Below are 12,787 nucleotides of genomic sequence, written 5' to 3'. Positions count from 1 at the left end.
CTTCCTTGCGCTTGCAAAGCGCAAGCACCCGACGGCAAGCCCTGCACGTGGGGCTTTGTCCTCCCCATTTGGGGAGGGTTGGGAGAGGCATCCTCCTACTTTGTGAGGTAGTTCAGAATGCCGGCCATGATCTTCTGGCGGTCGGCGGCACTCTGGATACACTCGAAGGGGAAGCCCATGGTGAAGGCGGCATAGCTGCGGCCCGTGTCGCTCTTGCCCTTGAAGCCCACGGCGGCACTCGTGCCGTTGCTGTACTGGATGGCGCAGAGACTGCCGTCGACGGGCACCCATGTACTGTCGGTGGCGTTATAGGTTGCTGCCGGTTGCAGGATATCGGGATGTGTGGCGGCGTAATGGTTCTCGTTGAGGCGGTGATAGAAGTTGAAATCACAGCCGAGGCCATTGACGGTCTCTGAGATTTCCGTTGCCGCCGGAGCGGTATAGTCGACGCGCAGGGTGTTGTGGAGCCATTGCCGTTCGTCGTCAGCTGTCATGTCGGAGCCGATATAGGAGCCGCTGACGAGGAGCTTGCCGCCGCCCTCGGTATAAGCTGATAGGATTTTGCGGATGCCGGGCGTGAAGGTCTTGTAATATTCCGGTGTGTAACCGTCATTGCGCTCCAGTCCGAGGATGAGATCCACGACGGCATAGTTGCGCAGTTGCACCTGTCCGTTGGTGAGGGCCTCGGTGGAACAGCTGACGACATTGAAGCCTTTCGAGGCGGCGATGGCGTCGGCGTGTGTGGCGGTATAGTCGAAGGAATTTCCCATGATGAACGTCTGTCCGTCGACATATTCAGGGCTCCAGCCGGCATAGCGGACATAGGGCACGCCGGGGTCCTGGGAGAAGTCGAAGCCGTTGCCGTTGTTGTTCACCTGTGGGGAGGCCAGCCGGTGGAAGCCATTGACGACGAGCACCGTCTTCGTGGCTCCCGGCTGCCAGAGGGCGGCGACGGTCTCCGACGGGAAACTCTCACCACCGGCATTGCAGGCGGTGACTTTGAAACGATAGGTCACGCCGGGCTGCAACTGGATGGTCTTTTGGGTGCCCCGGATATTTGTGCCGTTGTCGAAGCCGCCTTTCCCGGCAGCGACGAAGACATTATAGCTGGTGGGGTAGGCGCTCTTCTCCATATTGTCATACGACGCTTTCCACGAGAGATGGGCTACGCCCTGGTTGTCAACCGTTACGAGGACATCATGCGGTGCCAGGGGCTCTACGGTATATTCCTTACCGTGGTTGCTGCAGACATAACGGAGGATGGTCTTATAGATTGACCGTGCGAGCGTGAACTTCGCCGACGGATTTTGGATGATGCGCATGTCGGGGAAATTCTGATGGGAGAGGGTTTCGAAGATTGCTGACGGCACTTCCGGCAGACGCGTCTCGGAGTAGTTGCGGTCCCAGAGATAGCGCGTGTTCCAATTGTGGTATTTCCCTTCCATATCAATCTGGATGTTATGGAGCAGGGCGCGCGCGAAATCCTTCGATGCCTCACGGGAGATGCCGCTGCTGAGGATGCCGTCGTTGAAATCCGTCGTACAGATAGCCAGACTACCCGTGATGCTCTTGCCGTCACGCTCATAACCAGCATCGCTATGGACGGCCAGGGAGAGTTCGAAGGGGACGCCGAGGCCCTCTTTCGTCGGCTCATAGACGCTGCCCCCGGAGAGCCAGTTCAGTTCGAGGGACCGGACATTGATGTCATCGCCGTAGTCGTCCTCGCCTTTCTTCGTACAATAATAGCGATAGGGGACCCCGGCCCACTGGGCACTGTAGCGGGCTCCCTCATCGCAGCGCGGCAGTCCGCTGACCTCACCGCCCCGGCGCACATTGCCCATACCGCCGCCGAAACGGACGGCGTCGGAGGTGATGACGCCACGCCGTGAGGCATGATTTGTTACGACGACACGGTTGTCGGGACTGCAGCCTTTGTCGAAGTCGAAGGTACCGAGGTACACCCATGTGCCGCCACCCATACGCTGGTTGACATTGAAAATGGTTTGTTGTCCTTGATGGTAAACGATATATTTAGCGTCGGCGACACTCTTTGGCAGGGTTGTGTAGGAGACATAGACGGCATAGCGGCCGCTCTCGGGGATGTTCGGCTGATAGGATATCTCACTGTTGCGCTTGTCTTTCTTCGTGGCTTTCACCTGGCGCAGCGTACCGTTTCTAAAGGGATTGTCGGTATCGCTAAGGAACGCCTGGAAACGGAAGCCCACGGAGTCGCAGTCCTTCCATTTCTTACCGTTGTTGTACTCTATATAATAAGGTGTGGCAGCATTGTCGTTGTCGACGATGACCTCATGGCGTTGCCAGTCACGCTCACGGGGCGTGAAGACGGTGGCACCGGCATTCTCGAGCATCGGGATGAGGTAAGGCACGACGATGGTCTGCGTGAACAGATCCTCCGTGGTACCGAAGAGGAGGGGACGCTGCCACTCCCACCGGCCTTTCTTCACATTATAATAACGGCCATGGCTCTGCCATACGCAGATATGCCGGTCGAGGAGTCCGCGTGTGATGAGGTTGGGCCGTGAGACATTGAAGACCCACGGCTCATCGGTATAGTCTATGCTTCCCCACGCCCTGGAGTTTCCCTCGTCGTAGTTCTGTGCAGTGGCAGGAGCCAGCGATAGGGAGAAGGCAGAGAGAAGGAATAAAGTCTTGATATGGTTCATATTCTTTATCGTGCGCATAAAATGCGCACGCACTTGACGGCAGGCCCGGAACGACGCAACTGACTGCGTGTCCGGAACGACGCAACTGACTGCGTGTCCGGAACGGCGCAACTGGCGGCAAGGCCGTGGTTACAGCTTGCCGACGGAGAAGTTCTCCGGTTTCTTGCCTTTGAAGTCCTTGAAATAGAGTTTGATCTCACGCATCTGCGCGTCGATGTCATCGCCGGGGGTGATCGCCTTCGTGCAGCGGATGAGTTTTTTCTCATAGTCCACACCATAGAGGAGGATAGGAATGCCGGCACCCTTGGCGATATACCAGAAGCCTTTCTTCCAGTCGTCCACACGGCTGCGCGTGCCCTCAGGGGTGATGCAGAGGCAGAAGTGGGGATGCTGGCGGGCGGCTTCGGCCATGGCATCTGTCATGTGGGTGTGCTTGGCGCGGAAGACGGGGATACCGCCGAGGTGTCGGAAGATAGGACCTAAGGGCCAGAAGAACCATTCCTTTTTCATCAGGAAGTTAGTCTTCAGCCCTTCCGCCTTCGTGTAGAGTTGTCCGATGATGAAATCCCAATTGCTCGTGTGGGGAGCCAAACAGATGATGCATTTCTCCGGCATGGGGATGGAAATTTCTTTCCGCCACCCCATCGTCTTATAGAGCAGGTGGGCACAGAGTCTACGCATCATTGGCCTAACGCACAGATTTGATCGACAATCTCATCTACCTGTTTGTTGAAGTCGGAGATGAGTACCTTATAGTATTTCTTTGCCGGCATGCCCGGTTCCGGGTGTGAGATGCGGGAGATATAGTTATTATGAATTTGCAGAATGGAGGTCAGCAGAGCGTTGACATTCTGCTCGTCAGGGTTAGTACCGCCATAGAGGCTGGCTGCAACACATTCAGCGAAGAGTTCACTGCTGATGTAGTTGATGGATTGTTTTAATTGTCGTTTGTTACTCATTTTTGTTTTGCTTTTTTAGGAGGCTGTCATGCTCAACAACCTCGTGGAGTGACTAATTTATGGTTCAAAGATAAGAAAAAATCATGAAAGTTGCGAAAAGATTCGCGAAAAAAGATGTTAAAACGAGAAAATAATCTCTTTTCCTTTTTTATTTCAAAGAAAATGAGTAAATTTGCGTAGAATTTTGAACGTTTCAACTTTTATAGAATAAAACAAAATGAAGGAAATTAGTGCATTGCAGAAAGAGAGAGCTGCTTACCAGCCGAAGCTGCCGAAGGCTCTCCAGGGTGCCGTTAAGGTTCAGGAAGGTGCTCCTACGCAGAGTGTAGACAACCAGGAAGAGATTAAGAAGCTCTTCCCTAACACCTATGGTATGCCGCTCATCGAGTTCGTTCCTGGTGATGAGGAGAACCGTGCGAAGATGAACATCGGTGTCATCCTCTCCGGTGGTCAGGCTCCTGGTGGTCACAACGTTATCACCGGCCTCTTCGATACGCTGAAGAAGCTCAATCCTGAGAACCGCCTCTATGGCTTCCTCATGGGTCCCGGTGGTCTCGTTGATCACAACTATATTGAGATCACGGAGGACTTTCTGAAGGACTACCGCAATACGGGTGGTTTCGACATGATCGGTTCCGGTCGTACGAAACTGGAGAAGGAAGACCAGTTTGAGAAGGGTCTGCAGATCATCCGCAAGCTCGACATCAAGGCTATCGTGATCATTGGTGGTGATGACTCCAACACCAATGCCTGTGTCCTCGCTGAATATTATGCTGCCAAGAAGTACGGCGTTCAGGTCATCGGTTGTCCGAAGACTATCGATGGTGACTTGAAGAACGACCAGATTGAGACCTCTTTCGGTTTCGATACCGCTACGAAGACCTACTCCGAGCTCATCGGTAACATTGAGCGTGACTGTAACTCTGCCCGCAAGTACTGGCACTTCGTCAAGCTCATGGGCCGCAGCGCCAGCCATATCGCTCTGGAGTGCGCCCTTCAGACTCACCCGAATATCTGTCTGATTTCTGAAGAGGTACAGGCCAAGGATATGACGCTTAACCAGATTGTTGAGTCTATCGCCAAGGTTGTCGCTTACCGTGCCGAGCAGGGTAACAACTTCGGTGTAGTCCTCATCCCTGAGGGTCTCATCGAGTTCATCCCCGCTATCGGCCGTCTGATCCAGGAGCTCAACGACCTGCTCGCTGCTCACGGCGCTGACTACAAGGACCTCGACAAGGACGCCCAGCGTGCTTACATCCTCGCTCATCTGAGCAAGGAGAATGCCGAGACCTTCGCCACACTGCCTGAGGGCGTTGCCCGTCAGCTTTCTCTCGACCGTGACCCGCACGGAAACGTACAGGTTTCTCTCATCGAGACCGAGAAGCTCATCTCCGAGATGGTTGGCAACAAGCTTGCTGAGTGGAAGAAGGAAGGCAAGTATAACGGCAAGTTCGCCGCACAGCATCACTTCTTCGGTTATGAGGGTCGTTGTGCTGCTCCTTCCAACTTCGACGCTGACTACTGCTACGCTCTGGGAACGAGTGCCGCACAGCTCATCGCCAACGGCAAGACCGGTTACATGGCCATCGTGAAGAACGTTGCCGCACAGAACCGTGACGAGTGGAAAGCCGGTGGTGTGCCTATCACGATGATGATGAACATGGAGCGTCGTAATGGTGAGATGAAGCCGGTGATCCGCAAGGCTCTCGTAGAGCTTGACGGCGCACCCTTCAAGGCATGGGCCGCTATGCGTGACGAGCTTGCCAAGAATACCGAGTATGTCTATCCCGGTCCTATCCAGTACTGGGGTCCTGCTGATGTCTGCGACCAGCCGACGAAGACGCTGGCTCTTGAGCAGGGAAAATAAAGAATATCGTTTGAACTAAATCATGGTAAAGGCGGCTCATCGCCGTCTTTATCTTTTCTGTATATGACGGGAACACGAAGGATAACACAGCGCAAGGCGTCTTCTTCGAGGAGGCGGACGGGGCGTCGTGTTCGTCATTCGCGTTCCCGTCGTCTTTTGCCCCCTTTTCTCCGCCGTCTGCCCCGTTGGAGCTGGTGGCTTGGCGGTATGGGAGTTATAGTTCTTTATATCTGGGCTTTTTGGTTTTTCTTTGTCAGTCCTACAGGTTTCCGTTGGCGTGCCCTCTATGGTGATCCCAATTATCCTTCGGGTTATGATATACAAGGTATTGATATCAGTCATTATCAAGGGAATATCGACTGGGAACAGTTACGTAACGCGATGATCAACGGCTGTCCCTTACGTTTTGTCATTGTAAAATCGACGGAAGGCAGTACGCAGATGGATGAGAATTTCGTGGATAATTTCCGCAATGCCCGTGAGTATGGTTTCATCCGTGGTGCCTATCATTTCTGGAGTACGAAGAGTTCAGCTCGCGCCCAGGCTTATCATTTCCTCGATAAGGTTCATTTGACGGATGGAGACCTGCCTCCCGTTCTCGATATTGAGCATAAGCCGCAGAATCAGAGCATAGAAGATTTCCAGACGGACGTCCTTACATGGCTGCATATTGTGGAGGACCGTTATCATGTGAAGCCTATCATTTATTCTTATTATAAGTTTAAGGAGACCTATCTTTCTGCTTCCGTCTTCGATGATTATCCTTATTGGATCGCCCATTATTATGTGGGGAAGGTGGAATACAAGGGGCCGTGGAAATTCTGGCAGCATACGGATGCCGGTAAGTTGCCGGGCATCCGTGGTTATGTAGACCTGAATATTTATAACGGCAGTTATTATGATCTCCGGAAATTAACCATCGGCGGTCATGAGGACGATGAAGAAGAGGAGCCCGATTACAGTCCTGATGAAGTCAAAGAAGAAGATATAGACGAATAAGGGGCCTCTCCCTACAAGAGTTTGTTCAGTGCGGCGGCGATGCCACCATCATCGATATCACGGGTGACAAGGTCTGCGACCGTTTTGACGTCCTCCTTTGCGTTGCCCATGGCGACACCGATGCCAGCCTCACGGATGATGGGGATGTCATTGCCACCGTCACCGAAGGCGGCCGTTTCTTTGAGGCTCAGACCGAGGGTGTCAGCCATGGCATGGAGCGCTTTTCCCTTGTCGGCATGACTGTCGGTGATATCCGTGAAGGCGGGATGCCAGCGGCTGCTGATACAGTGAGGGATTAGTGGTTTCAGTTCTGCCTCCTCTTCGGCCGTGAAGAAAGGTGTCACCTGCAGAATGGGCTGTTTCAAAACGATGTCCAATGGCGTGAAGGAGAAGTCCGTCAGTCCCAGACCTTTGATGAACACTTCCTCAGCTACCTGCTTGGGGTTGATGATGGCGATATCCTTTTGGCCAACGACAGCCGTCGTCTTCCCGTCTCTGTTGGCCATGTCCATGATCTTCTGAACCTCATCCCTGTTCATCGGATATTCACAGACCACCTTGTCACCGATGAAACAATAGGCGCCGGTGGTGGTGATATAGCCGTCGATGAGTGGCTCGATCTGACCGAGGTTATTGATGAAGGGCACGGGGCGTCCCGTAGAGATAAAGATTTTCACGCCTTTGTCGTGGGCGCGCTGCAGGGCGTCTACCGTTGACTGCGGAATACGGTGTGTCTTGAAACTGACGAGCGTGCCGTCGATATCGAAGAATAGCGCTTTGATCATATACCTTATTTATAATCTACTTTTACCACGATGACACGGATCTGTTGGTCATCGGTATCGTTTTTAATCTTAGCGATATGCCAGTCGCCGGGGAAGAAGATGAAGAACTGGCGTGGATTACTGTCCATGAACCGTGTTTTCTCCACCTGATAGTCATAGTGGATGACATCGGGCTTATAGCGACAGTTGGGTGTACTTGTGTAATGGTCGATTATGCCGAAGCGCTCTGTGCCCCGGACGACATATTGGAAGTCGATGTGATGATGATGGCTCTCGCTCTTGCGCTTTTCCAATGGCCGGTTGACATCATCCTCCACACTTACCACGAGGTTGCTGCCTTCAATAGGGTGTTTTCCTTTTGGGAGAGTCAGCAGGTCAGTGTGGGCGAGCCATGAGAAGAGCGCTTTCCACTGTTCGGGATTCTTCTGATACTGTTCGTAGAACTCAATGGTATTCACGCTTGGGTGAGGATCAGCCGCTGTGAATCCGCAGCGCCATTCGCCGCTTTTCATCCATTCCTCTGCTTTCGTGAGCAGTGAGGGATTGTGATAATACTGCGTGTAATAGCCTTGGGCATGAAGCGCCATGACCGCTAAAAACAGGATGAGGAGGAGAGATATTTTTTTCATTGTCGATCAGTTGAAGTATTATTGAGCTTAAATATTCATGTGTAATGTTTGAAAATTTTTATTCTCCAAACGGAGAGCGGAATACGGGAGTCGAACCCGCCTCCTCAGCTTGGGAAGCTGATGCACTACCGATGTGCTAATTCCGCAAAGGTATAAAACAAAAAAAGGAATCTTTCGATTCCTCCTTTGAGCCGATACCCGGACTCGAACCGGGGACCCACGCATTACGAATGCGTTGCTCTACCAACTGAGCCATATCGGCGACTCCAACAAGTCAAAATGCTTTCCTCTTGAAAAGCGATTGCAAAGGTACACAAAAAAAATAAACCGGCCAAATATTTTGACCGGTTTTTTCAAAGATTTTTGATTTTTTCTTTCTTTTGTGTTCCGATGGGAACTTCAGCGCCTGATTATTTAAAAGTGAGGGCTTCCTGATGGGGATCTTTGCCGATGGAGATGGTATCGCCTTCCTTGATGTCACCACTGAGGATCCGTTCACAGAGACCATCCTCGATATACTGTTGGATGGCACGTTTCAGCGGACGGGCGCCGAACTGTACGTCATAGCCTTTCGTGGCTACGAACTCCTTCGCTTTATCAGTAATGGTGACTTTATAGCCCAAGTCATTGATGCGCTTATAGAGCCCCGACAGTTCGATGTCGATGATCTTCTTGATGGCGTTGAGATCGAGCTGGTCGAAGGTGATGATCTCGTCGAGGCGGTTCAGGAACTCCGGCGAGAACTGCTTGCTGAGGCTCTTCTGGATGATGGATCGTGCGTATTGCTTGTCCGTATCGTTCAGGGCGAGTCCGGCAGCGTTTCCGGCCGTGAAGCCGACGCCGTGGCTGAACTCCTTCAACTGTCGTGTACCGGCATTGGAAGTCATGATGATGATCGTGTTACGGAAATCTACCGTCCGTCCGTTGCCATCCGTCAGCCGTCCTTCATCGAGCAGCTGGAGGAGCATGTTGAAGACGTTGGCATGCGCCTTCTCAATCTCGTCGAGGAGCACGATGGAGTAGGGGTGCCGGCGCACCTGTTCGGTGAGCTGTCCACCCTCCTCGTAGCCGACGTACCCCGGAGGAGCGCCGATGAGACGTGAGGTGTTGAAGCTCTCGGTATACTCACTCATATCGATACGGATGAGCGCGTCTTTCGAGCCAAACATCTGTTCCGCGAGCTGTTTGGCGAGATAAGTCTTACCGACACCCGTAGGACCGAGGAACATAAACACGCCGATGGGGTGGTTGGGATCCTTCAGTCCGATGCGGTTGCGCTGGATAGCCTTCACCATCTTGTCGATGGCAGGATCCTGAGCGATGACCTTCTTCTTCAGTTCACCGGCCATGTTACGCAGTCGGACGCCTTCAGCTTCCGCCATCCGCTGTACGGGGATACCGGTCATCATAGCGACAATATCCGCCACCTGACCTTCATCGATCGTTGCCTTCTCATGACTGTCGCCCTGCGCCCATTGACGCTGGATATCACTGAGCTCCTGTTCCAACTGTGTTTGTTGGTCACGGTAGCTGGCGGCGAGTTCGAAATTCTGATTCTTCACAGCCTCCTGCTTCTTCAGCTTTGTCTCGTCGATCTCCTTCTCTTTCTCAGCGAGTTCAGGCGGAACGGTGGCATGCTGGAGATGTACCCGGCTGCCGACCTCATCCATAATGTCGATGGCTTTGTCGGGGAAGAACCGGTCGTTGATATAGCGGTCTGCCAATTTGACACAGGCTTTCAGTGCCTCGTCAGAATAACTGACATGGTGGTGCTGCTCATAACGTTCTTTGATATTCTCGAGGATCTGCAACGTCTCACTGGCCGTCGTAGGCTCTACCATGACTTTCTGGAAGCGGCGCTCGAGGGCACCGTCTTTCTCGATGGAGTTACGGTATTCGTCGAGTGTCGTGGCACCGATGCACTGGATGACGCCACGGGCCAAGGCCGGCTTGAGGATGTTTGCGGCATCCATCGTACCCGGGTTGCTGCCTGCACCGATGATCGTATGGATCTCATCGATAAACACGATGATATCAGGATTCTGTTCTAGTTCCTTGATGAGTCCTTTGATACGTTCCTCAAACTGTCCGCGGTATTTCGTTCCCGCCACAATGGCAGTCATATCGAGGTTGACGACGCGCTTGTTGAAGAGGATCGGCGAGGTGTGGCGCTTGACAATGAGCTGGGCGAGACCTTCTACGATGGCACTCTTACCGACACCGGGCTCACCGATGAGGATCGGGTTGTTCTTCTTGCGGCGTCCGAGGATCTCGACGACGCGCTGGATCTCTTTCTCACGTCCCACGACGGGGTCGAGCTTTCCTTCAGCGGCAGCCTGTGTGAGGTCATGGCTGAAGGCATTGAGGATTGGTGTCTTGCCATTGCCGCCACGTTGTGTCGTAGCAGTGGCAGTGGAACGTGATTGTTGGGCATGACTGCCCTGGGCCCCGGCGCCATAATCCTCCTCTTCCTCGTCCTCCATATCTTCGGGGAGGGTGAAGCCGTCGGTGGTTTTCTTCGCCGTCATCTGCTGAAGGGCAGCGAGGGTATCCTCGTAATGAATATCGTTGAATTCCAGTACCTCCTTAGCACCATTATCCATCTGGTCATGGAGAATGGCGAGGAGGATATGTTGTACGTCTACAGTTTGAGAGTGCTGTACCCGTGCCTCAAGGACGGCAAGCTTGAGGATCTTGCTAGCCTGGTCGTTGAGCACGAGTTCTGAGGTCACCAAAGGTTCAGAGAGCTCGTCTTCACGGACTTTCTCTTCGAGTTCCTCTTTGATGGCCGATATATCGACATGTTCTTTCTCCAATAGGGAAGGGACGACACCGCTCTTCTCGCGCAGGATGCCGAGGAGCAGATGTTCCGGACCTACCGACCGACTTGCCAATCTCGTCGCTTCTTCACGGGAGAAAGCCAGCACTTCCGATACTTTGGGTGAAAATTGACTTGTCATATTTTACAATTCCTTTCTTTTTAAATGCTTTTTCGATTACAAAAATAAATAATTTCTGGGAATTGTACAAATATTATGCCAATAATCTTTCTGATTAATAACTTTCCGTTTCAGAAGGGAAGGAGCAGTCTTTGACACATTTCACGTATTCCTCCACGCCTTTGGTCATACAGCTGTTCATATCGGCGAAGTGTCGAAGGAATTTCGGCTTGAAGCCATTCGTCATGCCCAAGGCGTCGGCATAGACGAGGATTTGTCCGTCGCAGCCATTGCCCGCACCGATACCGATGGTCGGCACGTGGACGGATTCCGTGACCTTCTTGGCCAGTGCGGCAGGGACTTTCTCCAGCGTGATGCCGAAGACGCCGGCAGCCTCGAGGGCCTTGGCATCGGAGAGGAGCTTCTCAGCTTCAGCCTCTTCCTTGGCGCGGAGGCCGTAGCCGCCGAACTGGTGGATACTCTGCGGCGTGAGCCCGAGGTGTCCCATGACGGGAATACCGGCATTGACAATACCCTTGACGGTATCGGCGATCTCTACACCGCCTTCCATCTTCACGGCGTCTACACCCGTCGCCTTCATGATCTTAACGGCATTGCGGATACCATCCTCGCGGGAAGTCTGATAAGAGCCGAAAGGCATATCGCAGACGACGCAGCAGTGATGGCAGGCTCGTGCGACGGCCCGTGCGAAGACGATCATGTCATCGATGGTGATAGGCAGTGTGGTACTGTTGCCGAGCATGACATTGCTGGCGGAGTCACCGATAAGGATACCATCGATGCCTGCGGCGTCAACGATGCCTGCGGTGGTGAAATCGTATGAGGTGAGCATGGCGATCTTTTCGCCTTCCTGCTTCATTTTGATAAATGTCTTAGCTGTAATTTTCTTCTTGTCAGTTGTTAAGTAACCCATGATTTAAATATAAAAATTAAAGTGTTTTAGCGATCTTCATGACTTTGGAGGTGTAGGCGCGGTCCTCAGCATAGTGGATGTTGTTGAGGAAGGCGTAGTAGTTGCCGCCGGTATATTTGTACTGTACATCGTCTCGGTAGGCGCGCACGCTCTCTTCCCATCGGTCGAAGGTGAAGTAGCTGCCGTCGGAGGGACGGCGCAGACCGAAGATGTTATGGCATTGCATGCATACATTACTCGTGAAATAGCCGGTCTCCAGCAGCGCCTGGGCCAGTACGATCTTCTTGCATTTGATATCGTATTTATCGAGCATCTTTTTCAAGTTCTCGATATTGAGATCGAGTGATTCAGGTTCTTCGAAGAGTGGTTCGGGGTCGTCGACGACATCGGGACCACAGAGCTGTTGTTCGGTAGTGGGTCGGCCGTGATGGTCGCCCAGCGCTTTCTGTGGCATGGCGTCGGGGAGGATATCCTGAGCTTGTACATTCGTACAGGCGAAAATGAATACTAAAGAATACAAATACTTTTTCATCATCTTCATAACGCTGATTTCTGCCGTTTATTGTAGAAAAAACGAGATTTATTTGAGATAACAAAAAACAACTGATATGATTAGGTCAATTTGATCTGACAAAAACATAAAATGGCCCAAGGGGGATTGTCCGTGGCAGGCGGATGCCGCTGCCTAACCAAAGAACTTGATATGATAGCGTGCTAAAACTATTTTTTTTGCTTACCTTTGCGGTCATGGAACAAGAAAAGATAGACTTCTACAAAGGTTTAGCGATATATATCCTCCCCGAGGGCGTGACTAACTACTTTGACGTGGTGGACTTCAACGAGCAGCCAGCCAAAGATCACGGGAAGCTTTACAAGACCGAGCTTCACATATATCTTGATGAGAAGGACAATCGTCCAGAGGGCTTTGATGGCGTCAAGTCAAACGGCTTCGGTGAAGAGAGGATGATATACGACTTCCCTGTTCGCAACC

General features: G+C 52.4%; 10 protein-coding genes, 2 tRNA genes and 1 pseudogene. 3 read left to right on the top strand and 10 right to left on the bottom strand.

The features are described 5' to 3' along the window. Window positions 1–95: 95 nt before the first annotated feature. The 3 genes from G604_RS0106155 to G604_RS0106145 all read right to left on the bottom strand — a co-directional run bounded on the left by G604_RS0106155 (window position 96) and on the right by G604_RS0106145 (window position 3,643). Entirely contained in the window at window positions 96–2,684 is a 2,589-nt protein-coding gene (locus G604_RS0106155; RefSeq protein ID WP_036904754.1) for a fibronectin type III domain-containing protein, read from the bottom strand. 129 nt (window positions 2,685–2,813) lie between these two features. After that, complete coding sequence (locus G604_RS0106150; protein ID WP_028909806.1) at window positions 2,814–3,368, bottom strand: 1-acyl-sn-glycerol-3-phosphate acyltransferase; 555 nt, start codon at window positions 3,366–3,368, stop codon at window positions 2,814–2,816. Continuing rightward, window positions 3,365–3,643, bottom strand: coding sequence for a hypothetical protein (locus G604_RS0106145; protein ID WP_028909805.1), 279 nt, complete (start codon window positions 3,641–3,643; stop codon window positions 3,365–3,367). The genes G604_RS0106150 and G604_RS0106145 overlap by 4 nt, the downstream gene beginning before the upstream one ends. 217 nt (window positions 3,644–3,860) lie before the next feature. Here G604_RS0106145 and G604_RS0106140 point away from each other — a divergent pair, with 217 nt between their 5' ends. Next, on the top strand, window positions 3,861–5,510 hold the full coding sequence (locus G604_RS0106140; RefSeq protein WP_028909804.1) for a diphosphate--fructose-6-phosphate 1-phosphotransferase: 1,650 nt from the start codon (window positions 3,861–3,863) through the stop codon (window positions 5,508–5,510). Window positions 5,511–5,573: 63 nt separating this feature from the next. Next, a complete protein-coding gene (locus tag G604_RS13690) occupies window positions 5,574–6,509 on the top strand; it encodes a glycoside hydrolase family 25 protein (protein ID WP_051220252.1) in 936 nt (311 codons plus the stop codon). An 11-nt stretch (window positions 6,510–6,520) separates the two neighbouring features. On the opposite strand, the gene G604_RS0106130 is transcribed toward G604_RS13690, so the two are convergent. The 7 genes from G604_RS0106130 to G604_RS13685 form a co-directional block, all read right to left on the bottom strand. Then, window positions 6,521–7,294, bottom strand: coding sequence for a Cof-type HAD-IIB family hydrolase (locus G604_RS0106130; protein WP_028909803.1), 774 nt, complete (start codon window positions 7,292–7,294; stop codon window positions 6,521–6,523). A gap of 5 nt (window positions 7,295–7,299) precedes the next feature. Continuing rightward, window positions 7,300–7,923: a YhcH/YjgK/YiaL family protein gene (locus G604_RS0106125; RefSeq protein WP_028909802.1), complete on the bottom strand. Its 624-nt coding sequence runs from the start codon at window positions 7,921–7,923 to the stop codon at window positions 7,300–7,302. Window positions 7,924–7,998: 75 nt separating this feature from the next. Continuing rightward, window positions 7,999–8,069: transfer RNA gene (locus G604_RS0106120), tRNA-Gly, on the bottom strand. A 43-nt stretch (window positions 8,070–8,112) separates the two neighbouring features. After that, window positions 8,113–8,185, bottom strand: a tRNA-Thr gene (locus tag G604_RS0106115). A gap of 148 nt (window positions 8,186–8,333) precedes the next feature. After that, complete coding sequence (locus G604_RS0106110) at window positions 8,334–10,883, bottom strand: ATP-dependent Clp protease ATP-binding subunit (protein WP_028909801.1); 2,550 nt, start codon at window positions 10,881–10,883, stop codon at window positions 8,334–8,336. A 94-nt stretch (window positions 10,884–10,977) separates the two neighbouring features. Continuing rightward, window positions 10,978–11,796, bottom strand: a complete 819-nt coding sequence (panB, locus tag G604_RS0106105; protein ID WP_028909800.1) for a 3-methyl-2-oxobutanoate hydroxymethyltransferase — start codon at window positions 11,794–11,796, stop codon at window positions 10,978–10,980. A 16-nt stretch (window positions 11,797–11,812) separates the two neighbouring features. Continuing rightward, the gene (locus G604_RS13685) at window positions 11,813–12,328 is read right to left on the bottom strand and encodes a glucosaminidase domain-containing protein (RefSeq protein ID WP_231376068.1); all 516 of its coding nucleotides are present in this window, start codon (window positions 12,326–12,328) and stop codon (window positions 11,813–11,815) included. A 215-nt stretch (window positions 12,329–12,543) separates the two neighbouring features. Between G604_RS13685 and G604_RS0106095 the strand changes: the two are divergent. Further along, window positions 12,544–12,787 (top strand): annotated as a pseudogene (locus G604_RS0106095) (DDE transposase); the annotation flags it as partial.

Source organism: Prevotella sp. AGR2160, assembly GCF_000424185.1.
Taxonomy (GTDB): domain Bacteria; phylum Bacteroidota; class Bacteroidia; order Bacteroidales; family Bacteroidaceae; genus Prevotella.
The sequence above is the reverse complement of the archived record's forward strand: the minus strand, read 5'-3'. Positions and strand labels throughout refer to the sequence as shown.

Bases quoted from the DNA above. Each gene is read 5' to 3' on its own strand.
- G604_RS0106155 (WP_036904754.1), bottom strand. From the start codon at position 2,684: ATGAACCATATCAAGACTTTATTCCTTCTCTCTGCCTTCTCCCTATCG.
- G604_RS0106145 (WP_028909805.1), bottom strand. From the start codon at position 3,643: ATGAGTAACAAACGACAATTAAAACAATCCATCAACTACATCAGCAGT.
- G604_RS0106130 (WP_028909803.1), bottom strand. From the start codon at position 7,294: ATGATCAAAGCGCTATTCTTCGATATCGACGGCACGCTCGTCAGTTTC.
- G604_RS13685 (WP_231376068.1), bottom strand. From the start codon at position 12,328: ATGAAAAAGTATTTGTATTCTTTAGTATTCATTTTCGCCTGTACGAAT.
- G604_RS13690 (WP_051220252.1), top strand. From the start codon at position 5,574: ATGACGGGAACACGAAGGATAACACAGCGCAAGGCGTCTTCTTCGAGG.
- G604_RS0106125 (WP_028909802.1), bottom strand. From the start codon at position 7,923: ATGAAAAAAATATCTCTCCTCCTCATCCTGTTTTTAGCGGTCATGGCG.
- G604_RS0106110 (WP_028909801.1), bottom strand. From the start codon at position 10,883: ATGACAAGTCAATTTTCACCCAAAGTATCGGAAGTGCTGGCTTTCTCC.
- panB (WP_028909800.1), bottom strand. From the start codon at position 11,796: ATGGGTTACTTAACAACTGACAAGAAGAAAATTACAGCTAAGACATTT.
- G604_RS0106140 (WP_028909804.1), top strand. From the start codon at position 3,861: ATGAAGGAAATTAGTGCATTGCAGAAAGAGAGAGCTGCTTACCAGCCG.
- G604_RS0106150 (WP_028909806.1), bottom strand. From the start codon at position 3,368: ATGATGCGTAGACTCTGTGCCCACCTGCTCTATAAGACGATGGGGTGG.